The organism is Streptomyces sp. NPDC048436 (assembly GCF_043200355.1).
Classification (GTDB): domain Bacteria; phylum Actinomycetota; class Actinomycetes; order Streptomycetales; family Streptomycetaceae; genus Streptomyces.
In genome coordinates this window covers 195,149-220,839 of sequence record NZ_JBICXP010000003.1, presented here as the reverse complement: position 1 = coordinate 220,839, position 25,691 = coordinate 195,149, and the positions used below count along the sequence as shown (strand labels likewise).

23 protein-coding genes are annotated in these 25,691 nt (G+C 71.1%); 13 read left to right on the top strand and 10 right to left on the bottom strand.

Features of this window, described 5'->3' with window-relative positions; translation table 11 throughout:
- The first annotated feature begins 107 nt into the window (after positions 1-107).
- From ACGFX9_RS11980 to ACGFX9_RS11970, 3 genes are read left to right on the top strand one after another with little or no spacing between them, the layout of a single operon-like run.
- The gene (locus ACGFX9_RS11980; protein WP_393468866.1) at positions 108-707 is read left to right on the top strand and encodes a chemotaxis protein CheB; all 600 of its coding nucleotides are present in this window, start codon (positions 108-110) and stop codon (positions 705-707) included.
- Positions 707-2,665: a CheR family methyltransferase gene (locus ACGFX9_RS11975; RefSeq protein ID WP_393468863.1), complete on the top strand. Its 1,959-nt coding sequence runs from the start codon at positions 707-709 to the stop codon at positions 2,663-2,665. The genes ACGFX9_RS11980 and ACGFX9_RS11975 overlap by 1 nt, the downstream gene beginning before the upstream one ends.
- Positions 2,666-2,690: 25 nt before the next feature.
- On the top strand, positions 2,691-3,581 hold the full coding sequence (locus ACGFX9_RS11970; RefSeq protein ID WP_393468860.1) for a GAF and ANTAR domain-containing protein: 891 nt from the start codon (positions 2,691-2,693) through the stop codon (positions 3,579-3,581).
- A gap of 12 nt (positions 3,582-3,593) precedes the next feature.
- On the opposite strand, the gene ACGFX9_RS11965 is transcribed toward ACGFX9_RS11970, so the two are convergent.
- Entirely contained in the window at positions 3,594-4,304 is a 711-nt protein-coding gene (locus ACGFX9_RS11965) for a pyridoxamine 5'-phosphate oxidase family protein (RefSeq protein WP_393468856.1), read from the bottom strand.
- A 186-nt stretch (positions 4,305-4,490) separates the two neighbouring features.
- Here ACGFX9_RS11965 and ACGFX9_RS11960 point away from each other — a divergent pair, with 186 nt between their 5' ends.
- On the top strand, positions 4,491-7,370 hold the full coding sequence (locus tag ACGFX9_RS11960; RefSeq protein WP_393468853.1) for a glycoside hydrolase family 2 TIM barrel-domain containing protein: 2,880 nt from the start codon (positions 4,491-4,493) through the stop codon (positions 7,368-7,370).
- 3 nt (positions 7,371-7,373) lie between these two features.
- Here the strand turns inward: ACGFX9_RS11960 and ACGFX9_RS11955 are convergent, their stop codons facing one another.
- Positions 7,374-8,048, bottom strand: coding sequence for a DUF4389 domain-containing protein (locus ACGFX9_RS11955; protein ID WP_393468850.1), 675 nt, complete (start codon positions 8,046-8,048; stop codon positions 7,374-7,376).
- Between the two features lie 123 nt (positions 8,049-8,171).
- On the opposite strand from ACGFX9_RS11955, the gene ACGFX9_RS11950 reads away from it, so the two are divergent.
- Positions 8,172-8,594 (top strand): VOC family protein, encoded by a 423-nt coding sequence (locus ACGFX9_RS11950; RefSeq protein ID WP_393468847.1) that lies wholly within the window; start codon positions 8,172-8,174, stop codon positions 8,592-8,594.
- Here ACGFX9_RS11950 and ACGFX9_RS11945 read toward each other — a convergent pair.
- Positions 8,575-9,294, bottom strand: coding sequence for a DUF6597 domain-containing transcriptional factor (locus ACGFX9_RS11945; protein WP_393468844.1), 720 nt, complete (start codon positions 9,292-9,294; stop codon positions 8,575-8,577). The genes ACGFX9_RS11950 and ACGFX9_RS11945 overlap by 20 nt on opposite strands.
- A gap of 26 nt (positions 9,295-9,320) precedes the next feature.
- Positions 9,321-10,256, bottom strand: a complete 936-nt coding sequence (locus tag ACGFX9_RS11940; RefSeq protein ID WP_393468841.1) for an AraC family transcriptional regulator — start codon at positions 10,254-10,256, stop codon at positions 9,321-9,323.
- 80 nt (positions 10,257-10,336) lie between these two features.
- Here ACGFX9_RS11940 and ACGFX9_RS11935 point away from each other — a divergent pair, with 80 nt between their 5' ends.
- Positions 10,337-11,215, top strand: coding sequence for an NAD(P)H-binding protein (locus ACGFX9_RS11935; RefSeq protein WP_393468838.1), 879 nt, complete (start codon positions 10,337-10,339; stop codon positions 11,213-11,215).
- An 88-nt stretch (positions 11,216-11,303) separates the two neighbouring features.
- Here ACGFX9_RS11935 and ACGFX9_RS11930 read toward each other — a convergent pair whose 3' ends face one another.
- On the bottom strand, positions 11,304-12,443 hold the full coding sequence (locus ACGFX9_RS11930) for a YihY/virulence factor BrkB family protein (protein WP_393468835.1): 1,140 nt from the start codon (positions 12,441-12,443) through the stop codon (positions 11,304-11,306).
- Positions 12,444-12,460: 17 nt separating this feature from the next.
- Between ACGFX9_RS11930 and ACGFX9_RS11925 the strand changes: the two genes are divergently transcribed.
- Together ACGFX9_RS11925 and ACGFX9_RS11920 are read left to right on the top strand one after the other, a co-directional pair.
- Positions 12,461-14,098, top strand: a complete 1,638-nt coding sequence (locus ACGFX9_RS11925; protein WP_393468832.1) for an acyl-CoA dehydrogenase family protein — start codon at positions 12,461-12,463, stop codon at positions 14,096-14,098.
- A gap of 244 nt (positions 14,099-14,342) precedes the next feature.
- Positions 14,343-15,671: a GAF domain-containing protein gene (locus ACGFX9_RS11920; RefSeq protein WP_393468829.1), complete on the top strand. Its 1,329-nt coding sequence runs from the start codon at positions 14,343-14,345 to the stop codon at positions 15,669-15,671.
- 55 nt (positions 15,672-15,726) lie between these two features.
- Here the strand turns inward: ACGFX9_RS11920 and ACGFX9_RS11915 are convergent, their stop codons facing one another.
- Genes ACGFX9_RS11915 through ACGFX9_RS11900 form a run of 4 tightly spaced genes read right to left on the bottom strand, consistent with a single transcriptional unit; the run spans position 15,727 to position 19,590 of the window.
- Complete coding sequence (locus ACGFX9_RS11915) at positions 15,727-16,458, bottom strand: triose-phosphate isomerase (protein WP_393468826.1); 732 nt, start codon at positions 16,456-16,458, stop codon at positions 15,727-15,729.
- Positions 16,459-16,464: 6 nt separating this feature from the next.
- Positions 16,465-16,932 (bottom strand): ribose-5-phosphate isomerase, encoded by a 468-nt coding sequence (locus ACGFX9_RS11910; protein ID WP_393468823.1) that lies wholly within the window; start codon positions 16,930-16,932, stop codon positions 16,465-16,467.
- Positions 16,925-18,640, bottom strand: coding sequence for a dihydroxyacetone kinase family protein (locus tag ACGFX9_RS11905; protein ID WP_393468818.1), 1,716 nt, complete (start codon positions 18,638-18,640; stop codon positions 16,925-16,927). Before ACGFX9_RS11905 ends, ACGFX9_RS11910 begins: the two co-directional genes overlap by 8 nt.
- Positions 18,637-19,590, bottom strand: a complete 954-nt coding sequence (locus ACGFX9_RS11900) for a sugar phosphate isomerase/epimerase family protein (protein ID WP_393468815.1) — start codon at positions 19,588-19,590, stop codon at positions 18,637-18,639. Before ACGFX9_RS11900 ends, ACGFX9_RS11905 begins: the two co-directional genes overlap by 4 nt.
- 132 nt (positions 19,591-19,722) lie before the next feature.
- Here ACGFX9_RS11900 and ACGFX9_RS11895 point away from each other — a divergent pair, with 132 nt between their 5' ends.
- The 5 genes from ACGFX9_RS11895 (at position 19,723) to ACGFX9_RS11875 (ending at position 24,539) form a co-directional block, all read left to right on the top strand.
- Complete coding sequence (locus tag ACGFX9_RS11895) at positions 19,723-20,442, top strand: GntR family transcriptional regulator (RefSeq protein WP_393468812.1); 720 nt, start codon at positions 19,723-19,725, stop codon at positions 20,440-20,442.
- Between the two features lie 110 nt (positions 20,443-20,552).
- Positions 20,553-21,527, top strand: a complete 975-nt coding sequence (locus ACGFX9_RS11890) for a tripartite tricarboxylate transporter substrate binding protein (RefSeq protein WP_393468809.1) — start codon at positions 20,553-20,555, stop codon at positions 21,525-21,527.
- A complete protein-coding gene (locus tag ACGFX9_RS11885; protein ID WP_393468806.1) occupies positions 21,524-22,063 on the top strand; it encodes a tripartite tricarboxylate transporter TctB family protein in 540 nt (179 codons plus the stop codon). The genes ACGFX9_RS11890 and ACGFX9_RS11885 overlap by 4 nt, the downstream gene beginning before the upstream one ends.
- Positions 22,060-23,577: a tripartite tricarboxylate transporter permease gene (locus tag ACGFX9_RS11880; RefSeq protein WP_393468803.1), complete on the top strand. Its 1,518-nt coding sequence runs from the start codon at positions 22,060-22,062 to the stop codon at positions 23,575-23,577. The genes ACGFX9_RS11885 and ACGFX9_RS11880 overlap by 4 nt, the downstream gene beginning before the upstream one ends.
- Positions 23,574-24,539 carry a 4-hydroxythreonine-4-phosphate dehydrogenase PdxA gene (locus ACGFX9_RS11875; protein ID WP_393468801.1) on the top strand — a complete coding sequence of 322 codons (966 nt, stop codon included), beginning with the start codon at positions 23,574-23,576 and terminating at the stop codon, positions 24,537-24,539. The genes ACGFX9_RS11880 and ACGFX9_RS11875 overlap by 4 nt, the downstream gene beginning before the upstream one ends.
- A gap of 54 nt (positions 24,540-24,593) precedes the next feature.
- Here ACGFX9_RS11875 and ACGFX9_RS11870 read toward each other — a convergent pair whose 3' ends face one another.
- Positions 24,594-25,619 carry a M36 family metallopeptidase gene (locus ACGFX9_RS11870; RefSeq protein ID WP_393468798.1) on the bottom strand — a complete coding sequence of 342 codons (1,026 nt, stop codon included), beginning with the start codon at positions 25,617-25,619 and terminating at the stop codon, positions 24,594-24,596.
- Positions 25,620-25,691: the final 72 nt, after the last annotated feature.

The window sequence follows — 25,691 nt, the reverse complement described above, 5'->3', positions numbered from 1 at the left end:
GAAGCCGACACGACAGGCGACACGGCTGACCCGGCAGGTGGCAGAGGCGGCCGAACACCGCTCCGCACCGCGACACCGATCTCGCGGGCAGCGGCTAGGCTCGGGATGTGACATCGGAGCAGCAGGCATCGGAGAAGTACGCCATCGTTGCCGTCGCGTCGTCCGCCGGGGGTGTTCAGGGCCTCGGCACGCTCCTCGGCGCGCTGGACGCCGATCTGCCGGTACCGGTCCTCGTGGTCCAGCACCTCGATCCGCGTCACCGGACGCTCCTGGCGGAGGTTCTGTCCCGTCGTACGAAGCTCCGCGTGAAGCTGGCGGCGGACCAGGAGCGCATCGAGCCGGGGACGGTCTATCTGGCGCCGCCCGACCGGCACCTCCTCGTGGGGCCGGAGGGCACCCTCGCCCTGTCGAACAGCGAGCTGGTGCACTTCGTACGCCCCTCCGCCGATCTCCTCTTCGAGTCGGTGGCCGGCGCCTATGGACCGCGGGCCCTCGCCTGCGTCCTCACCGGCACCGGTGTGGACGGCGCGATGGGGGTGGGCGCGGTCAAGTCGCGGGGTGGCACCGTGATCGTCGAGGATCCGCAGACCGCGCAGTTCCCGGGCATGCCGTCGGCGGCCCTCGCCACGGGCTCCGTGGACTTCGTGCTCCGCCTGGACGAAATCGCCGCGGCCGTCCGCGGACTGGTCGAGAGCAAGAGGCAGTGATGAGCAAGACACCCGACGCCGAAAACACCGACAGGGAGGACACCGGGGACGAGCAGGGAGCCGGAGCCGCGGAGATCGCGAAGAGCGCGGAGATCGCGGTGCCTTTGCCCGGTCCGGCCGTCGACCAGGGCCTGGAGGGCCTGCTCGCGTTCATCCGCGACTCGCGCGGCTTCGACTTCACCGGCTACAAGCGGTCCACCCTCGACCGCCGTATCCGCAAGCGGATGGTCGACGTCGGCGCGCGCGACTACGAGGACTACCGCGACCTGCTGGAGACCGACACGGCCGAGTTTCCCGCGCTGTTCAACACGATCCTGATCAACGTCACCTCGATGTTCCGCGATCCCGACGCCTGGGACCTGCTCCAGCGCGAGGTGGTCCCCCATCTGATCGCGGACACGAGCCCCGAGGACGAGATCCGGGTATGGAGCGCGGGCTGCTCGAGCGGCGAGGAGGCCTACTCACTGGCCATCGCCTTCGCGGAGGCACTCGGCATCGAGGAGGCCCTGAAACGGGTCAAGATCTACGCCACGGATGTCGACGAGGAGGCGCTGCGGGACGCGCGCCAGGGCCAGTACCTGGCCAAGGACCTCGAATCGCTCGCCCCCGGACTGCGCGAGAAGTACTTCGAGCAGCACGGCTCCCACTACCTCTTCCGCGCCGATCTGCGCCGCCGGGTGATCTTCGGCCGGCACGACATCACCCGTGACGCCCCGATCTCCCGCCTCGACCTGCTCGTCTGCCGCAACACCCTGATGTACTTCAACGTCGAGGCACAGACCCAGATCATCGACCGCTTCCACTTCGCCCTGCGCGAGGGCCGCTATCTCTTCCTCGGCAAGGCGGAGATGCTCCTGAGCGACGGGGAGCGGTTCGAGGCGCTCAGCATCCGCCAGCGCGTGTTCCGGCGCAGGCCCGGCGGCAGCCCTCCGCCCTACCCCACGGTCCCGATGAAGATCAGGCCCGGCAGCATGGAGTCGCAGACCCTTACGCACACGCGTCAGCTGCGCGACCTGATCCTCGACGCCGCTCCGGGTGCCGCCGTCGCCCTTGACGACGACGGCGTCGTCGTGATGATCAACAACGAGGCGCGGTCCGAGTTCGGTCTCACCTCGCACGACGTGGGCCGCCCCTTCCAGGATCTCGAGCTCTCCTACCGGCCTGCCGAGCTGCGCTCCCTGATCGACCAGGCCACCGCCGAGCGCCGGACGATGCGGACGAACGGCGCGGAGCGGCGTGTGGGCAGCGGCGTGCAGTACTTCGACATCGTCATCCAGCCGATCTCCAGTGGCCCGGGGCTGCCGGTCGCCATCAACATCACCTTCACGGACGTCACCCTGGCCACGCAGCTGAAGGCAGAGGTCAAACAGGTACGAGAGGACTTGGAGACGGCCTACGAGGAACTCCAGTCCACCAACGAGGAGTTGGAGACCACCAACGAGGAACTCCAGTCGAGCATCGAGGAACTGGAGACGACCAATGAAGAACTCCAGTCCACGAACGAGGAGCTGGAGACCACCAACGAGGAACTCCGCTCCGGCAACGAGGAGCTGGAGACCATGAACGACGAGATGCGTCTGCGCTCCACCGACCTGGACGAGGCCCGGGCCTTCTTGGAAGGCGTGGTGAGCAGTGTCGCGGCGGGGCTCGTGGTCATCTCCAGCGACATGCGGACGAAGAGCTGGAACCGCGGCGCGGCCGAGCTGTGGGGGCTGCGCGGCGACGAGGTCCTCGGCGAGGATTTCTTCTCCCTGGACTTCGGGCTGCCCACCGGCGGTCTGCGCGAGATCATCGAGGAGTGCATCGCGTCGGGAAGGCGGGCGGGCCCCGTTGTGATCCCCGCCGTGAACCGCATCGGACGGCACATCGACTGTTCGGTCGTCTGCTCTCCGTTCGACGGGCACAACGGAGGCGTCGTCCTCTTGATGGAAGACGCCGGCGCCACAGGCGGCAGCTGACCTCCCGAGTCGTACTCTGGTGAACATGAGCGCCACTGAAGGCAGTTCGCGGGAATCGCGCGGCGGCCAGGCGGACGACGCCCGGCAGCGTGCCGCACGGGCGAAGGCGCGCGCGGCACGGGAGACCGCGAACGCCGAGCGCCACGAGCTGCTCCACAGGGAGAGCGGCCGGCCGTTCCACGCGACGATGGCGGAGCGGCACCGCGCCATCGCGGAGCGGCATCTGACCACGGCCCGGCTCCAGGAGTCGTACGCGCAGAGGCTCGGTGAGTGGGCCAAGAGCGGCGGCTCCCGGCCCACGCGGGCCGCCGATGACCGCCATCCCTTGTTCATGACGGCGGTCGCGGAGGCCTGCGGGACGCGCAGTGTCGCGCTCACGCTGGTCGGGGACGACCTGGGCCAGCTCGCGGTTGCCGCGTCGGACCGGCCATCGCGCGGTGCCCAGGATCTGGAGTACGTCCTGACCGCGGGCCCCGGCCGTGACGCGGCCCGCGACCTCCGCGCGGTCTACGCGTCCGGCGCCGCCCTCGAAAGACGCTGGCCGGGGTACGGCTCCGGTCTCGCCGCCCTCGGCCTGAGGGCGGTCGCCGCGCTGCCCCTGCGGGTGCCCTCGGGCTGCATCGGGGCGCTCACCGTCTTCGATCCCCGGCCGACGCTCGCCCGGGCGGGGACGTTCCGCGAGGTCGCCGACGCTCTGGCGGAGGGCGTACTGATCGGCCCGGACGGGGACCCCGACCTCTACGGCGGCACGGACCTGCGCGCCGTGGTCCACCAGGCGGCGGGCGTCCTGTCCCAGCAGGCGGGCAGCTCGACGGTGGACGCCCTGGCGCTCATCAAGGCACGGGCGTACACCCTGGACGAGCCCCTCGAATCAGTGGCCCGGCAGGTCCTCTCCGGGGCACTGAAGCTCTGGTAGTCCCCGCCCCGCTCAGCCGTGCCGTGTCCCGCCCCGCTCGGCGATGTGCGGCGGGACCGCTATGCCGGGCGGGAGCAGCGGGTCGGCGGCGGGCGCGCCCCAACTGGACGTCAGCGGAAGGTTTCCGGCCCAGATGCCGAGCTCGGCGTCCGGGCCTTCGCCGTCGTCCGGAGGGCCCACGCTCGTCTTGACCGACGCCTCCTCAAGGGAGAGGGCGAGCAGCGTCGTCGCGGCGAGTTCCTTGCGGCTGGGGCGGCGGGCGTAGTCCCACTGGCCGGGCGTCACGTGTTCGGTGAGCAGGCGCAGGCCCGTCAGTTTCTCGTCCGGGTCGGTGACCTTGCGGGGAGTGCCGTAGATCATGGCGCTGCGGTAGTTGAGGCCGTGCTCGAAGACGGAGCGGGCCAGGATCAGGCCGTCCACGTGTGTGACGGTGACGCAGACCGTCGCGCCGGGGTCGGCGGCCAGGCTGCGGCTCGCGACCGAGCCGTGCAGATACAGCTGGGTGTCGTCGCGGCCGTACACGGTGGGGACCACCATCGGGTGACCGTCGACGACGACGCCAAGATGGCAGACGAACCCCGCGTCGAGGATCGCTTCGAGGTCGGCGCGGTCCAGGCTGCCCTGCTCGCGCAGGCGGCTGTGGCGGGTGCGGCCGGTCTGCGGGAGCGTGCGGGGCAAGGACGGGCGGGTCGGGCGGGGGTTCTTCTGCTGGCTGGTGGTCACGCCTCGGAAAGCTACCGATATCGCGCCCAGATTGCTATCCCTCAGTTCATTACATCCGCTATGTAGCCCTCGTACGACGAAATTCGCACTCCATCCGTCTTCCGTCCAACTCACTCACCGAGAATCCAACAACCTCCCCCGCCGGAGTGTTGTGACGTCCCACGTCCCCACTGTCTGATGGAGCCCATGGAGCTCCCCTATCTTGAGGACGTATCCCCCGGCACCGGCAGCCTCCCGCCCCGCGCGTGGTACGCACGCTCGGATGCCGCTTCCCTCTCCCTGAACGGCAGTTGGCGCTTCAGGCTCTCCCCGGCCGCCGACGCCGAAGACGACTCCTTCGCGTCGGACGGGTACGACGCCGGTGCCTGGGGCACCGTGGCGGTGCCCGGTCACTGGGTGCTGCAGGGGCACGGCGCGCCCCTCTACACGAACATGGTCTATCCCTTCCCGGTCGACCCGCCCCGCGTGCCCACCGAGAACCCCACCGGCGACCACCTGCGCACCTTCGACCTGCCGGACGACTGGCCCGCGACCGGTGGCGCCGTGCTCCGCTTCGACGGCGTCGAGTCCTGCGCCCGCCTCTGGCTGAACGGCACGGAGCTCGGCGACTTCAAGGGCTCCCGGCTCGCGCACGAGTTCACGGTCGGGCACCTCCTGAAGCCGTCGGGCAATGTCCTCGCGGTCCGCGTCCACCAGTGGTCGTCCGGTTCGTATCTGGAGGACCAGGACCAGTGGTGGCTGCCCGGCATCTTCCGGGACGTGACCCTCCTGCACCGCCCCGAGGGCTGCGCGGTCGACTTCTTCACGCACGCCTCGTACGACCATCAGGCGGGGACGGGAACGCTGCGGGTCGACTCGGACGCCGTCGGCCGGGTCACCGTGCCCGAGCTGGGGGTCGACATTGCGACCGGCGACTCCGTGACAGTGCGGGTCGAGCCCTGGACGGCCGAGACGCCGCGCCTGTACGACGGGGTCCTGGCCACGGCGGGCGAGCGCGTCCCGCTGCGGATCGGCTTCCGCACGGTCGTCGTCGAGGACGGCCTCATCAAGGTCAACGGGCGGCGCATCCTGTTCCGGGGCGTGAACCGGCACGAGTTCCACCCGGAGACGGGCCGTGCGCTCGACCTCGAAACGATGCGCACCGACGTCCTCCTGATGAAGCAGCACAACATCAACGCCGTCCGCACCAGCCACTATCCGCCGCACCCCGCCTTCCTCGACCTCTGCGACGAGCTGGGCCTGTGGGTCATCGACGAGTGCGACCTGGAGACCCACGGCTTCACCGAGCAGGGCTGGCGCGACAACCCCGTCGACGACGACCGCTGGACGCCCGCCCTCCTGGACCGCGCGGCCCGCATGGTCGAGCGCGACAAGAACCACGCCTCGGTGATCATCTGGTCGCTCGGCAACGAGTGCGGTACGGGCCGCGGCCTGACCGCCATGGCCCGCTGGATCCGCGCACGAGATGCCGGGCGCCTCATCCACTACGAGGGCGACCGGTCCTGCGCGGACACCGACATGTACTCGCGCATGTACCCCGAGCATGCCGATGTCGAGCTGATCGGCCGCAGGCAGGACACGGACGGACCGGACACGCGTCGCCAACTCCCCTTCATCCTCTGCGAGTACGGGCACGCGATGGGCAACGGCCCGGGTGGCCTGAGCGAGTATCAGGAGTTGTTCGAGGCGCACGAGCGCAATCAGGGCGGTTTCATCTGGGAGTGGATCGACCACGGCCTGAAGCACCCGGAGTTCGGCTACGCCTACGGCGGCGACTTCGGCGAGGAGCTGCACGACGGGAACTTCGTCTGCGACGGCCTGGTGTTCCCCGACCGGCTGCCGTCGCCGGGGCTCCACGCGTACAAGCGGGTCATCCAGCCGGTGCGTTTCGCGTACGACGCGGACGCGGGGACGGCTCGGATCACCAATCTGCACGACTTCGCGGACCTGTCCCACCTGTCCTTCGAGTGGACGTACATCAGCGACGACGATGCGGCGACCGAAGGCGGAGAGCTCGCCGTGCCGCCGGATCTCGCCCCCGGTGCGTCCGTCGAACTGAAGCTGCCGGACGCACCGTCGACCGGTCGTGACGCCGAGACCTTCCTGCATCTCACGGCGATGGTGGGTGTCAAGACGAACTGGACGAAGCTGGACCACGTCGTCGCGCGCGCCGAGTTCCCCGTCACCCCACGGCCCTCCGTCCGCGCCGCGACGGGCGAACGGCCCCTGCCCGAAGCAGGCTTCATCACGCTAGGCCCCGGCACCTTCGACGCCCGTACCGGCGAGCTGCACACCCTGAACGGCATCCCTCTGTCCAGCGCCCCGCGCCTGGACATCTGGCGGGCCCCCACCGACAACGACAACGGGGCGTCCTGGCAGGGCGGGCAGCGCAACGGCATCGTCTGGCGTGAGCTCGGCCTGCACCGGATGCAACACCGTCTGGACGCCGTCGAGTTGACGGCCGAAGCGCTCACCGTCCGCACCCGCGTGGCACCCGCCTCGCGCGACATCGGCCTGCGCACCGTCTACCGCTGGACGTCCGACGGCACCCGGTTGCGCCTCGCGGTCTCCGTCGTACCGGAAGGCGAGTGGACCGTGCCGCTGCCCCGGCTCGGCATCCGGCTCGGCCTGCCCGCCGCGTACGGGTACGCGCACTGGTTCGGCGGCGGGCCCGGCGAGGCGTATCCGGACACGGCCGCGGCAGCCGACACCAGCCGCTGGTTCATGCCGGTCGACCGGATGCAGACCCCGTACGTGCGCCCGCAGGAGAACGGCGCCCGCGCGGACGTCCGCTGGGCCGAGCTGCGGACGGACTTCACCGGCGAGGGGGTACGAGTCGTCGGCGAGCCCGCCTTCCGGTTCACGGCGCGGCGCTGGACCACCGAGCAGCTCGACGCGGCCACGCACCGCACGGATCTCACCCCCGGCGACACGGTGTGGGTCCACCTCGACCACGGGCAGCACGGCATCGGCTCGCAGTCCTGCGGACCAGGCGTTCTGCCGCAGTACGAACTTCACGCCGCTCCGGCGGAGTTCGCGCTCACTTTCTCGCGAACCTCGCCCTGACCGTCAGCCAAGGGGCTCCCGCTCCCCCTGATCGAGCCGGTACGGCGGGTAGACGTCCGTCAGCAGCAGGCCATAGGCCATGACGCGCGCGACCCAGCGGTGCAGGCCGATGTTGAGGTCGTACATGCCCCGGGGATAGCGGCCGGTGAAGAGCAGGGACACGCCCGCGTAGAAGGCGAGGAGCCCGGCGAGGCCCGCGTTGAAGCGGTAGCCGCCCGAGAGCAGTACGGCGATCAGGAGCTGCGGCAGCACCAGGAGCCAGCCCTTGACGAGGACGAGGCCCCTGGACAGGTGCTCCGGATAGGCGATGTCCAGGTGGGCCGGGTAGTCGGCCACGTCGCGCAGCGCGAAGGGCGGATAGCGGTCGGTGCCGAGGGACGCGTAAGCGTAGTACTCGACGCGCCAAGTCCAGCGCAGGACACCGACGTTGTAGTCGAAGAGCGCACGTGGGTACCGGCCGGTGATCAGGACGGCGAAGAACGCGACGACGGTGACGAGGAGGAAGCCGACCCACAGGAAGGCAAGCACGACGTAGTGCGGGATCACGAGCAGCCACTTCACGAGCCACAGCCAGCGGGAGAGCGTCGCGTCGTACTCCGTCTCCAGACGGACCGGGCTTACCGGGTGCCTGCCGATGGGCTGTTTGCCGAGCGCTGTCGCCGTGGGAATGGCGGACATGGCGGTCAACTCCCTCACTGGTCTCCCTGCACATGTACGACCGTATGAGTGCGGCGGCAAGGAGTGGCGCGTCGTCCGTTTTCTTCAAGACCGGCCGATGGGGCGCTGCCTAGGCTGCGGGACATGAACACGCACCTCACACCCCGCTTCGACCTGGTCGGTATCGTCGTCTCCGACATGGCCGCCTCACTCGCCTTCTACCGCCGTCTTGGCATCGACTTCCCCGCGGGTTCCGAGGAGCAGCCGCACATCGAGGCGGCGCTCCCGGGCGGTCTGCGGATCGCGTTCGACACGGAGGAGACCATCCGCTCCTTCGCCGGCGAGGACTGGGAGCCGCCGCGGAGCGCCGGCCGCATCGGCCTCGCGTTCCACTGCGAGACCCCGGCGGGCGTCGACGCGGCGTACGAGGAGCTGGTCGCCGCCGGTCACCATGGCGAGCTCAAGCCGTGGGACGCCTTCTGGGGCCAGCGGTACGCGAGCGTCCTCGACCCGGACGGCAACGGCGTCGACCTCTTCGCGCCGCTGGCTACGCCGGCCGCGGACTGAGCAGTTCGCCCAGTGTCACGCCGGTCAACTCCTTGACGTCGCGCGCCAGATGGGCCTGGTCGGCGAAGCCCGCGACGACCGCCGTCTCCGCGTACGGCACACCGTCCCTGGCCAGGGCGAGGGCGCGCTGGAGTCGCAGGACGCGGGCCAGCGTCTTGGGTCCGTAGCCGAACGCGGCGAGCGAACGCCGGTGCAGGAGGCGGGCGTTGAGGCCCGTCTCCGCCGCCGTCGCCGCGATGGACAGGCCCGCGTCGAGGGACTTGACGATGTGTGCGAGCAGCGGGTCGGGCGGCTCCGAATCGCCCGCGCGTGCCAGGGCCACGGACTCCAGGACGGCGGCCGGTTCACGGGCCGCGTCCATGCGCTCGGTCAGGCGGCGGGCTTCGGCGGACGGCCACAGGTCGGCGAGGTCGACGCGCCGGTCGCGGAGTTCGTGCGCGGGCACGCCGAGGAAGGCGGGGGCGGTGCCGGGATAGAAGCGGATGCCGACGTACCGGGCGGCCGGATCCGGGGCGGGGTGGTACGCGCGGGTGTCAGGACCGGCGACGAGCAGCCTGCCCCCGGACCACAGCAGGTCCATGCAGCCGTCCGGCAGGACGGGGTACACCGGGCTGTCCGCGCCGCCGCCGGCACGGGTCCACAGGACCGCGCCGCTCACTCGGGAGGGCCGCTCCGCGTACTCGACGGTCTCGTACGGCACAGGGTCAAGGTTACGCCGCTCACGGGCTAGGCCGCCCGGGTGCGGTGTTCCTGCGGGCTGACCCCGTACACCCGCTTGAAGGCGCTGGACAGCGCGAACGCGCTGCCGTACCCGACGCGGCGGGCGATCGCGGCGATCGTCTGTCCGCTGTCCCGCAGCAGGTCGGCGGCGAGCGCGAGCCGCCAGCCCGTCAGATACGCCATCGGCGGCTCGCCCACGAGTTCGGTGAACCGCCGGGCGAGCGCGGCCCGCGAGACCCCCGCCTTCGCGGCGAGCGCGGCGATCGTCCAGGGGTGCGCGGGGTCGTCCTGGAGCAGCCGGATCGCCTGCCCGACGACGGGGTCCCCCATCGCCCGGTACCAGGCGGGCGCCTCGGCCTCAGGCCGGGAGAACCAGGCGCGCAGGGAGGCGATCATCAGCAGGTCGAGCAGCCGGTCGAGCACGACGTCCTGCCCCGGCTCGTCCTTGGCTATCTCGTCGGCGAGCAGCGGCGTGAGCGGGCAGTCCCACACCTCCGTGGGCAGGACCAGGAGCGGGGGCAGCGCGTCGAGGAGCCGCCCGGTGATCTCGCCGCGCGCCTGATAGGTCCCGATCAGCATCTCCGTGGCGCCGTCGAGCGTTTGGCCCCAAGTGCGCCGCCCAAGGTCCCGGTACTGGTCGGCCGGGGTGTCGCCGAGGGGCACGCAGAGTTCGCCGGGCCGGATCTCGACGCGGGGTTTCGCCGCCTGCTCGTGGGCGACCGTGTAGTGGTCGGGGCCGCGGGCGATGGCGACGTCTCCGGGACGGATCAGCTGCGGTTCGCCGTCGTCGGGCACGATCCAGGCGGTGCCCCGCACCATGATCATGACCGAGAGCGGTGCCTCGTCCGCGATGCGGACGGACCAGGGCGGTTCGAAGCACGCGCGGATCATGAAGGCTCCTCGCGCGCGTGGGCCCTCCAGCAAGCCTGCCAGTACGTCCATGCGGGAAGCGTAGACGTACGCGTATGGGGGCGAGCCCCTGGCGGATGGTTCCTTGTGGCGCGCGGCAGTTCACTGAAGTCATGACAGAGAACGCGTTGAACACGCAGCAGTTGAACGAGCCGCAGTCGAACGGGCAGAGCATGACGGTGTTGGTCACGGGCGCTTCCGGCAAGACCGGGCGCCGGGTCGCGGAGGCCGCCGAGGCGGCGGGACACACGGTGCGGGCGGCTTCGCGGTCGGGCGCCGTGCGGTTCGACTGGTACGACCCGACGACGTGGGAGGACGCGCTGCGGGGCGCGGACGCCGCGTACCTGGCCTATATGCCGGACGTCGGTGCGCCCGGCGCGGGCGAGGCGGTGGGCGCGCTGGCGCGACAGGCGGTGGCGCTCGGGGTGCGGCGGCTCGTGCTCCTTTCGGCGCGGGGCGAGGACCAGGCGGAGCCCGCCGAGCGGGCGGTGCGGGAGTCCGGGGCGCGGTGGACCGTCGTACGGGCGAGCTGGTTCGCCCAGAACCTCAGCGAGGGGCCGCTCCTTGAGGGGATGCGGGCCGGGGAACTCGTATTCCCCGCCGGGGAGGTCCTTGAGCCGTTCATCGACTCGCGTGACATCGCGGATGTGGTGGTGGAGGTGCTGCGCCCCGACTCGGGGTACGCGGGGCGGGTCGTGGAGATATCGGGGCCGCGGCTGCTGTCGTTCCGCGACGCGGTGGCGGAGGTGTCGGCGGCCACGGGGCGGGAGATCCGGTACGTTCCCGTTTCGGCTCGGGAGTACGGGGGCGCGCTCGCCGGGTACGGGGTTCCGGCGGAGGAGGCGGAGTTCCTCATCGAGCTGTTCGAGACGAATCTCGACGGCCGCAACGCGTACCTCTCCGAGGGGGTGCGGGAGGTCCTCGGGCGGGCGCCGCGTGACTTCGCCGAGTTCGCCAGGGAGCAGGCGGAGGCGGGGGTCTGGAAGGCGTAGCGGGCTCCGGAGCCTTGCGCGGCGTCATCACCGGCTTCGCCGAGTTCGTCCTCAAGCGCCGGACGGGCTGAAACCGCGGGGCACGCCCCTACTCCGGCGGCTTCTCCCCGCCCCCGCTCTTCTTCACATGCGTCCGCAGCCTCGAAGAGACATCGTCCGGGGGCAGAAACCGCGACCACCGCTCGGGGAACTCGGACGGCATGTCCGGGTCGTCGGGGTCCTGCGACGCCTCCCTCGCGGCGGCGGCCCGCGCCACCACCTCCACGGCGCGCGCCTCCCTTATCCGGTCATTGGCCGCACGCGCGGCGGCCGTGGCGACGGAGGGCCACACCCGGTCGATCGCCGCGTTCACCGCCGCGCCCACCAGGACCGCGAACGCCGACACGCCGATCCACAGCAGCACGGCCACCGGCGCCGCCAACGAGCCGTAGATCGTGGGCCCTTCGACCGTGCTCGTCAGATAGATCCGGAGCAGGAAGCTCCCGAGGACCCACATGCCAAGGGCGATCAGCGAGCCCGGCATGTCCTCCACCCAGGGCGAGCGCACCGGCACCGACACGTGGTACAGCGTCGTCAGGAACACCAGGGCAAGGAGCGTCACGACCGGCCAGTAAAGGATCTGCACCACCGTCGTGGAGCCGGGCACCAGCTGCACCACGGCGTCCGGTCCGGCCACCATCAGCGGCAGCGCGACCGAGCCGATCAGGAGCGCCACGATGAACAGGCCGAAGGCCAGGAGGCGGGTCTTGACGATGCCGCGCGCGCCGTCGAGGCCGTACATGACCGTGATCGTGTCGATGAAGACGTTCACCGCGCGCGAGCCCGACCACAGGGCGAAGAGGAAACCGATGGAGATGACGTCGGGCCTGCCGACCCGCATCACGTCCTCCAGTATCGGCTGCGCGATCTGGCTGACGCCCTTGTCGGAGAGGACCGTGCGGGACGCCTCGAGGATGTTGTTCTCGACGCTGGCGATCGTGTTCGCGCCGGTCCAGCGGTCCACGTACGCGAGCAGGCCGATGAGGCTCAGGAGCAGCGGCGGCACGGAAAGGAGCGAGAAGAACGCCGCCTCGGCCGCGAGACCCAGGATCCGGTATTCGACGCACGAGTTGACCGTGTCTTTGAGCAGCAGCCAGGCGGTCCTGCGCTTGGAGACGTTGCTGTAGAGAGCGCGGGCCCGGTTCCAGCGGCCGTTCGGCCTCCCGGGTGTTTCTTTTGCCTGGTGCACCTCCTTACCGTAGCGGCATGGCAGCCACCACCCACACAGTGACCAACCAGGCTCCGCCCCTGGTGGGATATGACGTCTTTACGTCCGACCGCGCGCTCGCCGAGGGGGTCGAACGGCATCTGGATCCCGCCCTTCTCAGTACCGCGCGCGAGCAACTCTCCGAACTCGGGCGCGCCGCGGGTTCCGCCCAGTCGCGGGAGTGGGGATTCCTCGCCAACGAGAATCCGCCCGTTCTGCACACCCATGACCGCTATGGGAATCGCGTCGACGAGGTCACCTTCCATCCCGCGTGGCACCGGCTGCTCGGCAAGGCCGTGTCGTCGGGTCTGACCGCCGCCTGGTCACGGCCGGGCGGCCACCTGCGGCGCGCGGCCGGGTTCCTGGTGTGGACGCAGGTCGAGGCCGGTCACGGCTGTCCCGTGTCGATGACGCACGCGGCGGTGCCCGCGCTGCGGGCCGATCCCGCGCTTGCCGCCGAGTGGGAACCCCGGCTCACTTCTCTTGTCTACGAGGAGGCCCTGCGGCCCGCGTCCCAGAAGGCCGGTGCCCTCTTCGGGATGGGCATGACGGAGAAACAGGGCGGCAGCGACGTACGCGCGAACACGACACGCGCGCGTGCCCTCGCGGAAGACGGCACCTATGAACTCACCGGGCACAAGTGGTTCTGTTCCGCACCCATGTCCGACGGCTTCCTCGTGCTCGGCCAGGCCGAATCGGGGCTCACGTGTTTCCTCGTGCCGCGTGTCCTTGAGGACGGCACCCGGAACGCCTTCGCCATTCAGCGCCTCAAGGACAAACTGGGCAACAGGTCGAACGCGTCGAGCGAGGTCGAGTTCGACGGGACGTGGGCGCGCCGGGTCGGCGACGAGGGGCGCGGGGTGCGCACCATCATCGAGATGGTGGCGGCGACGCGGCTCGACTGTGTCGTGGGTTCGGCGGGGATCATGCGGCAGGCCGTCGCGCAGGCCGTGCACCACGCCACGTACCGCGAGGCGTTCGGCGGCAAGCTCATCGACAAGCCGCTGATGCGCAACGTCCTGGCGGACCTGGCCCTTGAGTCGGAGGCCGCCACGACGCTCGCGCTGCGGCTCGCCGCCGCGTACGACGACGGCAGCGAGCAGGAGAAGGCGTTCCTGCGCATCGCGGTGCCGGCCGCGAAGTACTGGGTGACCAAGCGCTGCACGCCGCTGGCGGTGGAGGCCCTCGAGGTGCTCGGCGGCAACGGGTACGTCGAGGAGTCGGGCATGCCGCGGCTGCTCCGCGAGTCGCCGCTCAACTCGATCTGGGAGGGCTCGGGGAACGTACAGGCGCTCGATGTGCTGCGGGCGCTGCAGCGGGAGCCGCAGGCGCTGAACGCCTTCCTCCAGGAGGTCGGGCTCTCGCGCGGCGCCGATCACCGCCTGGACGGCGCGATCAAGGGGCTGCTGACCGAGCTGGCCGACCTGGACGGCATCGAGGCGCGGGCGCGCCGGGTCGTGGAGCGGATGGCGCTGGTGCTCCAGGGCTCGCTGCTCGTGCGGTACGCGCCGCCCGAGGTGGCCGACGCGTTCTGTGCCTCGCGGCTCGGCGGTGACTGGGGATCGGCGTTCGGGACGCTGCCGCACAGTCTCGATCTGGCCACCGTGGTGGAGCGGGCCGCCCCCCGGGACAACTGACGGGAGTCGCGGGGGTGGTGCTGCGCCGACACGGCACCACCCCCGCTTTCAAGCCCCGTCGAGGGAGCGTGGACGCCGCCTGAACGGCGTCGGCACCAGTTTCGGCCCCCGCACGGCTGTTCGCGAGAGTTGCAGACGGTTGCAAGACTTCGGTTCATTACCGAACCAATACCCTTACGGGCGCCGAGGGGGCACGATGAGGGGATGCCCTGACGCACTGGCTCTGTTCGGGAAGGACCCAGTGATGAACGCGACTTCGACGGCCTGGACGGCTTCGACGGCTTCGGCGCCTTCGACGGTCAACCTCGCGAGGATCTCCACCATGGACAGCACGCAGGCCGCGCGACTGCTCGCGGGCGTCCGTCAGGCGGCGCTCTCTGGGCAGCGGTCGCGTGTGCTGCCGCGTCCGGTGATCGAGGAATCCTGGGAGCGCATGATGCTCGACGGGGTCGACCCGGACCACGACTTCCGGTCCCGGCTGCTCAGCGTCGAGGAGCTTGAGGAGCGCCGCCGTGCCTCGCCCCTGACGGAGATCATGCCGGTGCTGCGGGACGCGCTCGTCTCGGTGGCGGACGCCGCGCACCACATCATGGTCGTCTGCGACGCGGAGGGCCGGGTCCTGTGGCGCGAGGGCAACTCCACGGTGCTGCGCAAGGCGGACTCGCTCGGCTTCGAACTGGGCGCCGACTGGGGTGAGAGCGTCGTCGGCACGAACGGCATAGGGACGCCGCTCGTCGTGCGCCGGCCCGTGCAGGTGTTCTCCGCCGAGCACTTCGTGGAGACCCATCACGCGTGGACGTGTTCGGGCTCGCCCATCTCCGACCCCCGTGACGGCCGCCTGCTCGGCGTGGTCGACATCAGCGGCCCGCTGAACACGATGCATCCGGCGACGCTCGCCCTGGTCGACTCGGTGGCGAAGCTCGCCGAGGCTCGGCTGCGGGAGGCCCATGTGACGGCGCTCGACCGGCTGCGTTCGGTGGCGGCGCCGGTCCTCGCCCGCCTCACGGGACGCGCCGTCGCGGTGGACACGCACGGCTGGACGGCGGCGGTCACGGGAATGCCGCCGACGGACCGGTTCGCCCTGCCCAAGTCCCTGACGTTGGGCCACACGTGGCTGCCCTCGCTCGGCACCTGCGCGGTGGAGACGCTGCCCGGCGGCTGGCTGCTGCGCGTCGAGGAGGACCCGCAGCCGCTGGCCGCGACCCGCGTCATACTCGACGTGAGCGCGCCGCGCCGCTGGTCGGTCACCGTCGAGGGCGGCGGCGCGGGCAGCTGGACGCACGAACTCACCCCCCGGCACGCCGAGTTGCTGTATCTCCTCAGCACTCACCGCAGGGGCCGCAGCGCTTCGGGCCTCGCCGACGACATGTTCGGCGACCCCACCCGGACGGTGACGGTGCGCGCCGAACTCTCCCGGGTGCGCCGCTACTTGGGCGGGCTGCTCGTCCACCGCCCCTACCGCTTCACGGAGGACGTGGACGTCAAGGTGATCCTGCCCGAGCACCCGGCGAACCTGCTTCCCCACTCGACGGCACCGGCGGTGCGCGAGGCGCGGAGGGCGGCGGAGCCTTGAGTGCCACCGTGCCCCCGCCCCCCACCTCCGCCTCCGTCTCCGCCTATGACGCGGCCTATGACGCCGCCATCGCGAGCAGCCGTACGTATGCCTCCGCGTCCCAGGCGGCACGCCCCACGAACAGCCCGTCGACACCGGGCAGCCGCAGCAGCCCCGCCGCGTTGCCCTCGTTGACGGAACCCCCGTACAGCACACCCCTGACCGGCAGTTGAGCAAGCTCCGCGAGGACCGGGGCGATGTCCTGCGGGCGCGGCTCGCGGCCGTGTTCGCCGATCGCCCAGAGGGGCTCGTAGGCGATGAGTACGTGCCTGGGGTTCGCCGCACCGTCGAGCGCCGCCGCGGCCTGGGCGAGGACGGCGGCGGTGGCGGACGCCATGCCCGCCGCCCGGGTCTCCTCGCTCTCCCCCACGCACACCAGCGGCACGAGACCGTGCCGCAGCACGGCCGCCGTCTTCAGCCGTACGGTGGCATCGCTCTCCCCGAAGTGCGCGCGCCGCTCGGAGTGGCCTATCTCGATGAGGCGGGCGCCCGCGTCAGCGGCCTGCGGCACGGAGATCTCGCCGGTCCAGGCACCGCTGTCGGCCCAGTGGGTGTTCTGGGCGCCGACGAGGGCGGGGGAATCGCGGCCGAGCGTGTCGGCGACGGTGGCGATGGCGGTCGCCGACGGGATGACGAACGGCCGCACCCCCTCGACGCCGTCCCCCACGGCCTCCTTCAACCGGGCCGCGTAGGCCGCCGCTTCGGCCCGCGTCTTGGTCATCTTGAAACTGGTCCCGAGCCACAGCACGCCGGATCAGCCCGTCTCATAGGTGCGGATCGCGGCCACCTTCTCGGCCGAAGCGGACGCCGGGTCGAAGGTGTAGGTGAGCCATTCGCGGGCCAGTCTGCGGGCGAGTTCGAGGCCGATGACGCGCTGGCCGAGGCAGAGGACCTGGGCGTCGTTGGACAGGACGGCGCGCTCCACGGAGAAGGAGTCGTGGGCGGTGACGGCGCGGATGCCGGGGACCTTGTTCGCGGCGATCGCGACGCCGAGCCCCGTCCCGCAGACGAGCAGGGCGCGGTCGGCGCGTCCCTCGGCGACGAGGCGGGCCGCGTCGACGGCGACGTGCGGGTAGGCGGTGTCCTGGCCGGGTGCGATACCGGCGTCGAGGACTTCACCGACGGCGCCGCTGGCCTCCAGGTCGGCCTTGAGGGCCTCCTTGTAGTCGAGTCCGGCGCTGTCGGAGCCGACGACGACACGGAGCAATGGCTGCTCACTCATCAGGTACGTCCTTCGTGGGGGCCGGCCGTGGGGCCAGTGCGGTGACGATCAGGGCGAAGGAGACGGCCCCGGGGTCCGGGGTGCCAAGGGAGCGGTCGCCGTGGGTGCGGGCGCGGCCCTTGCGTGCGGGGATGCGGGCCGTGTCATCGGCGGCGCGGGTGGCGGCGGTGGCCGCCTCGGCCCAGCCGTCGTCCGCGATACGGTCGGCGAAGGGGAGGGCGGCGTCGACGAGGGTCTTGTCACCGGGCCGCGCGCCACCGAGCCGTACGACGGCGTCGACGGCTTCGCGTACGGCCCGCACGAGCTGTTCGTACGTCACAGGCGCCGCGTCACCCAGGGTCGCGCCGGCGGCGGTGAGCGCCGCGCCCCACAGCGCTCCGGAGGTTCCGCCCGCCCCGTCCGACCAGGCCTCCCCGGCCCGCACGAGCAGCGTCTTGGCCCCGGCCCCTGCCTTGAGCGCCCGGTCGGCGGCTTCGGCGGCGGCGTCGGTCCCGCGCCGCATGCCGATCCCATGGTCACCGTCCCCCGCGACCGCGTCGAGCGCGCCGAGGTGCTCCTCGTGCGCGGCGACGGTGCGCCGCACGGTGTGCAGGGCCCGTGCGATATGGGCGGCCGCCTGCTGGGAGGCCTCGCTTCCGGGAACGATCTCGGGGGCGCGGGGCGCCGTCAGGTCGTCGGTGCGCGGCGGCGGTGCTGTGAGGGCGCCGCGGCGGAAGGCGGGGGCGAGGGCGGGGGCGCGCCACAGGGCGTCGAGTTCGTCGTCGAGGAAGGTGAGGGTGAGGGAGAGCCCCGCCATGTCGAGGCTGGTGACGTGCTCGCCGACTTCGGGGGCGACGGCCTCGATACCGGCGGCGGCGAGACGCTCGGCGATACGCCGGTAGACGACGAAGAGCTCCTCGTATTTGGTGGCTCCCAGGCCGTTGAGGAGGACGGCCGCCCTCTCGGTGGCCCCGCTGGAGCCCCCGCCGGGGTCTGCGCCGAAGTCGTCAAGGACCCCGGCGAGCAGCCGGTCCGCGACCACGTCGGCGCTCGCCAACTCTCCTTCTGTCAGGCCTGGTTCGCCATGGATCCCGAGACCGAAGGCCATCTGCCCGGCGGCGACGGTGAACAGGGGGCGGGGCGCTCCCGGCAGCGTGCAGCCGCCGAAGGCGATGCCCAGGGTCCGGGTCGCCGCGTTGGCCTTGCGGCCGACGCGCTCCACCTCGTCCAGGCCCAGACCCTGTTCGGCCGCCGCACAGAGGATCTTGAATACGGTCAAGTCGCCTGCGATGCCCCGGCGTTGTGCGGTGTCGGGGTGGGATGCGATGTCGTCCGTGACCGTGAGGACGCGGGCCTCGATACCCTCCGCGCGCAGGCGCTCGGCGGCCTGGCCGAAGTGGAGTACGTCGCCCGCGTAGTTGCCGAAGCCGAAGAGGACCCCGCCGCCGTTCTCCGCGGCACGCGCGACGGAGGCTATCTGGGACGCGGACGGGGACGCGAAGACCTCACCGCAGGCCGCCCCATGCGCGAGGCCGGGTCCCACCCAGCCCGCGAACGCCGGGTAGTGTCCGCTCCCGCCGCCGAGGACGACGGCCGCGTGGCCCGCGGGAGTCGACGAGGCGCGGACGACTCCGCCGTACACGGGACGTACGAGGTCGGCGTGGGCGGCGCTGAATCCGGCGAGCGCCTCGCGGGCGAAGGCGCGGGCGTCGTTGACCAGGAGCGTCATCCCTCGCTCACCCCACCCTCGCTCCCCTTGCGCTCCCCCAGCCGCACGCGCAGGATTCCCCGCAAGTAGTCGCGGTTCACGGCCGAGACACCGAGGCCGTCGCCGCCGTAGTGCTCCACGCAGATCGGTCCTTCGAAGCCGGCGTCGAGGGCGAGCGTGAGGGCCCGGCGGTAGCTGATCAGGCCCGAGACGGCGGGGGCCGGGACCGTGAAGTAGGCGCCGGTGGCCGGGTCGCGGTCGCGGTAGTAGTTCTTGATGTGCCAGTAGTTGGCGTGCGGGAGGGTCTTGGCGAGCATCTGCTCCCAGTCCTCCACGGGGCGGTGCAGCCGGACGAGGTTGCCGATGTCGGGGTTGAGGCCGACATTCGGCAGGCCGATGTCCGTGACCAGGGAGACGGCGCTGTCCGCCGTGCCGAGGTAGGTGTCCTCGTACATCTCCAGGGAGAGCTGGATGCCGTGCCGTGCGGCCCGTTCGCCCACCTCCCGGAAGCGGGTGACCGCCAGATCCCAGACCCGCGCGTCGCCCACCGGGTCGCTCGCGCCCGGTTCGTGCCAGAACCACGTCGCCGCCTTCTGTGCGGCGGTCAGCTCCCTGTGCAGCCCGGCCGAGACGACGGTGACGCCGAGTTCCGCCGCCGCGTCCACCGTCCTGAGCAGATAGGCCAGGTGCGCGCGGGCCGCCTGTTCGTCCGGGTCGATCACGCTGCGGCGGATCGTCGATATGGCGGTGACGCCCAGCTCCGACTCCTTGAGTACGCGGGCGAGTTCCGCCCGCCGCCCGGCGTTCAGGTCGCCGGGGCGTACCCAGCTGTCGGTGAGGTCCACGTGGTCGAAGCCCTCCGCCGCGACCTCGCGGAAGACCGAACTCCAGTGGCTCACGGGCGCGTTCTGCGCTTCGGGGAATTGGAGGAGCGCGGCCCCGATGGGCCAGTCCTCTGCTGTGCGGGGCATGGGCGACTCCCTCGTCGGCCTACTGGGTCCCTATGAATCGTGGACCCTATAGGATCTTTTCTGTCCGCAACAGACTGGGCTGCCCGATGTCCGCCACCGAGCGCCTCCCCCTCGACTAACCTGGACGGCGAGATGAGCCCGAAGAGCACGCACGCAAAAGAGTCCCCGCTGGTGGCGCGCCGCGCCCTGCGCGACGGGGTGTACGACGCGATCCTGGAGAAGCTGCTCGACGGCTCCACGCCGCCCGGCGCCTCGCTCGGCATCGACTCGCTCGCCCGTGAGCTGGGGGTCTCCCCGACTCCCGTACGCGAGGCGCTCGTTCAGATGGAGCACACGGGCCTGGTGAACCGCGTCGCCCTCAAGGGCTACCGGGTGGCGCCGCCCCTCACCCCGCGCCAGGTCACCGAACTCTTCGACGCGCGCACGATGCTGGAGCTGGCGGCAGTGGAGCGCGCCATCGACCGGGCCGACGACCTCATCCCCGAGCTCCAGGCCGCGCACGCCCGGCATGTCCTCGCTGCGCACCGCGTGCGCAAGCTGCGCGGCAGTCCGGACGCGACCGCCACGGACCACTCCGACCTGCGGGAATACTTCGCGGCCGACTGGGAGTTCCATCTCGCGATCATCCAGGCCACGGACAACCGCTTCATGGTGCAGATGGCCGAGTCGCTGAGCGCGCACGTCCACCGGATGCGGCAGACCGTCGACCACGGAACCTTCGACATCGACCAGGCGATCGCCGAACACACCGCGATCCTGGCCGCGTTCGAGTCCGGCGACCGCGAGGCCCCGGCGCGGGCGATGCGTACGCACCTGGAGAGCGTGACCCGGCGCTCCCTCGACGACGCCTGACCCACCGGCGCCGCACGCCATTTCCCGCACACCTCTTGTCACATCTCCCCGTGCACGCCTACGGTCTCGGCCATATCCCATAGGATCTCGGATCCGCAGGAAGGTCGACGATGACGTCACCGCTGCGCACGACTCGCTGTCTCGCGGGCATCGCGGCGAGCACCGCGCTGCTCACCTCGTGCACACTGCTCAACGCCACCCCGCCCGTGCCGGACGACTGGGCCCCGCGCGGCTCGGTCTCCTCGCTCGTCGCGTTCGCCCCCGGCGGCGGCAGCGACCGCTCGGCCCGGGTCATGGCCCAGGGGCTCAACGAGCTCGACGCGGGCTACCACGTCAACGTGGAGAACAAGGAAGGCGGTTCGGGAGCCGTCGGCTGGGCGGGCTTCCTCGCCGAGAAGGGCAACGGCAATGCCCTGCTCGTCGCCGAGGGGGCGCTCAACACGCTGCCCCTCGTCTACGACGTGCCCTTCACCTACAAGTCGTTCACGCCTCTGGTGATGTTCGCCAAGGACTCCCGGATCGTCGTGGCCCGCGAGGACTCCCCGTACAAGACCTGTTCGGACGTGGTCGAGGCCGCCAGGAAGGAGCGGGTGGTCACCGGATCGAGCGGCAAGACCGGGGCGGACGCGCTCGTCATCGCCGAGTTCAAGCAGGAGGGCGGCCAGTTCGGCGTCGTCCCGTACGGCTCCACCGGCGAGGTCCTCACCGGCCTGCTCGGCAAGCAGATCGATGTCGCGCCGTCCAGCGCGTCGTCCGCGAAACCGTATCTGGAGAGCGGCGACATGAAGGCGCTGTGCACCCTCTCCGCCGAGCGCTACGACGATCCCGTGCTCGGCCGCGTACCGACCGCGAAGGAGCAGGGCCTTGACGCCCAAGTGACGCTGTGGCGCGGCGTCCTGGCCCCCGCCGGCATCGACGACGTACAGCGGCGGTACTGGATCAGGGATCTGGAGCGGGCCATGAAGTCCAAGGCCTACCGCGACTATCTCGCCTCCGACCTGCTGACGCCCGCCGATCTCAGCGGCGCGGAGTTCGCGGCGTATCTGAAGAAGTACGACGCGCAGGTGAGGGAGGTACTCAAGTGACGGCCCCAGTGACCACCACCGAAACCGGCCGAAGGCCTGTCCTCCTCGCTTACGGCGTCCTCACCGCCCTCGGCGCCCTCTTCTTCGCGGGTTCCTTCGCCTATCCGTGGACGTCCCCCGAGGACGGCACGGTCGGCGCGGGCGCGCTGCCGCGCACGGCGGGGCTGCTGCTCGCCGTCCTGGGCGCGCTGCTCATCCGCCAGGAGCTGCGGACCGGCTCGGTCCTTGAGGGTGACGGGCACGTCGAGGAGGCCGCCGAGGTCACGGCCGATGAAGCCCACCGGATGCGGACGAAGCTGATCGTGGTCGTGGTGACGATGGTGGTCACCGCGCTCCTGGTCCCGTTCCTCGGGCTGCTGCCGGCGCTCACCCTCATGACGCTCTTCCTGACGGCCGTCGTGGAGCGCCAGCCGCTCACCCGCTCGGTCCTCGTCGCGGTCCTCGTCATGGCCCTCTCCTATCTGCTCTTCATCGTGGTCCTGCGGATCCCGCTGCCGTTCGGTCTCTTCGACCCCGCCGTCTGGAGCCAGCTGTGATCGACCATCTCGTCACCGGATTCGGCGCGGCCCTCAGTCCGGAGAACGTCCTGTGGTGCTTCGTCGGGGTGCTCCTCGGCACCGTCATCGGCATCCTGCCGGGCCTCGGCTCGGCCACCGGCGTGGCGATCCTGATCCCCGTCACCCTCACCTTCGCCCCGCTCACCGCGCTGATCATGCTGGCCGGGATCTACCACGGGGCGCAGTTCGGGGCGACGATCACCGCGATCCTCATCGCGACGCCCGGCGAGGCGTCGTCCGTGGTCAGCACGCTCGACGGCTACCGCATGGCGCGGGCGGGACGGGCCGGGCCCGCGCTCGCGATCTCGGCGCTCGGGGCCTTCGTGTCGGCCATGGTGTCGCTGATCGCGCTGATGGCGGTGGCGCCGTTCTTCGCCTCCCTCGCCCTGGACTTCGGGCCACCGGAGATGCTCGCGGTGATGGTCCTGGGTCTCTGCACGATCGTCGTCTTCTCGGGCCGCAATCTCCTCCTCGGCCTTGCGCTCGGCCTCACCGGCATCCTCATCGCCTGCGTCGGCGTGGACGGCGGCAGCGGCACACCCCGCTACACGTTCGGGCAGATCGACCTCTTCGGCGGCATCCCGTTCGTGGAGGTGATGATCGGCCTCTTCGCGATCGGCGAGCTGCTCAACCAGCTGCACATCGGGATGGCGGAGCCGATCCGGGCCCGGTTCCGCGATCTGCTCCTGACCAAGGAGGACCTGAAGCGCTCGCTCGCGCCGACCGCGCGCGGCACGGTGCTCGGGTTCCTGCTCGGCTGTCTGCCGGGGGCGGGCACGACGCTCGCCTCGTTCATGGCGTACGGCGCGGAGAAGCGGTTCTCACGCAACCGCGACCAGCTCGGCAAGGGCGCCATCGAGGGGGTGGTGGCCCCGGACGCGGCCACGAACTCGGCCTCCAACGCCAACTTCGTGCCCACCCTGGTCCTCGGTGTGCCGGGCGGCGCGACGACGGCGGTCCTGCTCGGCGCGTTCCTCGTCTACGGGATCCAGCCGGGCCCGCTGCTCTTCGAGAACCAGCCGGAGCTGGTGTGGGGCCTGCTCGTGTCGTTCTTCATCGGCAACGTCCTGCTGCTGATCCTGAACCTCCCCCTCGCCCCCGTCTTCGCCCAACTCCTGCGCGTGCGTTACGCGTTCCTCTATCCGCTGATCATCGTGACGAGCCTGATCGGCGCGTACTCGGTGAAGAACAGCATGTTCAGCATCTGGATCGTGCTCTTCTTCGGCCTCGCCGGCTATGCGATGAAACGCCTCAACTTCCCGGTGGCGCCCCTCGTGCTCGGCCTGGTCATCGGTCCGCTCTTCGAGAAGGCGCTCGTCCAGACCTCCGCCCTCGCGGGCGACGACTCGCTGATCATGCTGCGCAGCCCGGCCGCGGTCACGATCCTGCTGCTCGCCCTCGCCCTCGTCGCGGGCCCGCCGCTCACCCGGCGGCTGCGCCGCACCCCTCGTACGGAATCCCCCGCCCCCAAGACTCCGGAGAAGACCCCATGAGCCCTCGCCTTCCGCGTGTAGCGGTCACGTTCGGCGACCCCGCCGGGATCGGCCCCGAGCTGATCGCCCGCCTCCTCGACCGTCCGCGGACGCGGGCCGCCGCGGACCTCGTACTCATCGCCGACGAGGAGGAGCTGCACGCGGCGGGCGTGGACGCGGGCGTCGACCTGGAGTGGGCGAAGCCACTGCTGCGTCCCGGCGGTGGGGCCGAGCGGCCCGAGGGAGGCTTCCAGCGCAAGGCGGCCACCGCCGAGGGCGGCCGATGGGCGCTCGGCCGACTCCAGGCCGCGCTCGACCTGGCGAAGGCGGGCGAGGTCGACGCGATCGTCTTCGCGCCGCTGAACAAGTCGTCACTGCATCTGGCGGGCATGACGCAGAGCGATGAACTGCGCTGGTTCGAGGAGGAGTTGGCGGTATCCGGCTTCACCTCGGAGCTGAACGTGGTGCCGGGCCTGTGGACGGCGCGCGTCACGTCCCACGTCTCGATCGCGGAGGTCGACACGGGCATCACGTACGAGAACGTGAAGGCCGCCGGGCGACTCCTGGACGCGGTGCTGCGCGGGGCCGGGGTCTCCTCGCCCCGGATCGGGGTGTGCGCGCTGAACCCGCACGCGGGCGAGAACGGCCGCTTCGGCCGCCACGAGCTGGACATCATCGCGCCGGTGGTGGCCGAGCTCCGCGCGGACGGCCTCGACCTGTCGGGCCCGTTCCCCTCGGACACGATCTTCCTGCGGGCGCGGGCCGGGGAGTTCGACGGAATCCTCACGATGTACCACGACCAGGGCCAGATCGCGATGAAGCTGATGGGCTTCGACGGCGGCGTCACCATCGCGGGCGGCCTCCCGATCCCGATCTGCACCGCGGCCCACGGCACCGCGTTCGACCTGGTGGGCCGGGGCGAGGCCAACACCGGCTCGATCCAGAACGCGTTCGACCTGGCGGTACGGCTGGCGCGGCGCTGACGGCGTCCTGCCGCCGGCGCCCCGATGGACCACCCGGCGGCAGGACGACTCGGCTCACACGCCGGGTATCTCCCGCGCCTGGAAGGCCTTGCGCACCGCGTCCGCCGCGCTCTTGCCGTACATCTTCTGGGCGGTCGCGATCGTCGTCAGGGCCGCGTCCTTGAAGCTGGTGTCGGGCGCGAAGCCGAACTGGGCGTTGACGATGATCCGGTCCGCGCTGCGGGCGCCGAGCGAGCCACGGATGTCGAAGAGCGCGCGGGACCAGATCTCGCCGTCCGCGTGCACCTCCCCCACCTTGTCGGCGTACGTCTTGTCGCTGTCGATCCGGCGCAGACAGTGCGGGGCGTCCGAGTACGGGACGGAGTCCCAGTCGGCGACGCAGGCGAGGTCGGCCTTGGCGGGCCAGCCGTACTTGGCGTCCGCGTGGGCTCCGACCGACACCGCCAGATAGTCGCCCCAGGCCTCGCCGATCGAGCCCGCCTCCAGGGACGTGCCGAAGCCGGGTACCTGGGCGTGGTGCACGGCGTGCCCGTACTCGTGGACGATGACCTCCGCGTCCTCGGCGTCGTCGACGCCGCCCTTGCCGAAGCGGATCTCGGCCTTCTTGTCGGTGAAGAACGAGTTGTCCGCGCCCCACTGGTTGATGCGGACGGGCTGGGCGCGGTCGTTCGCCCCCGGCAGTTCGGTGCCGAAGCCGAGGCTCTGCAGGTACTCCTGCGCCTCGTTGACCCAGAAGTACGCCATGACCTGCTCGAACTGGTCGTCGTCGCGGGCGTAGCTCCCCGCGTCGGCGACCTTGGCGGGGGCACCGGTCTCGGATCTGATGTACGCCCACTTCCCGGAGAGCCCGCCACTGGAGTCGAGATTGCGCAGGGCGGCGGTGGCGTAGGCACTGGCGGGAACGGCAGACCCGGAGTCCTTGGCGTCGACGAGGGTCTGGTCCCCCGACGACTGGACGGGGTTGACCATGAAGACGCGGGCCTGCGGGTCCGCGGAGGCCGATGCGGGGGCGGCAAGCGTCGCGAGGGCCACGGTGAGTGTGGCCGCGGCGAGCAGGCCGCGGGGTGTGCGGCGGGCCATGGGACATCCTCCAGCTCGAAGAATGCGGGGGGTGGCAGCTGCGGGATCTTCCCGCATCCCGGGCACCTTTGG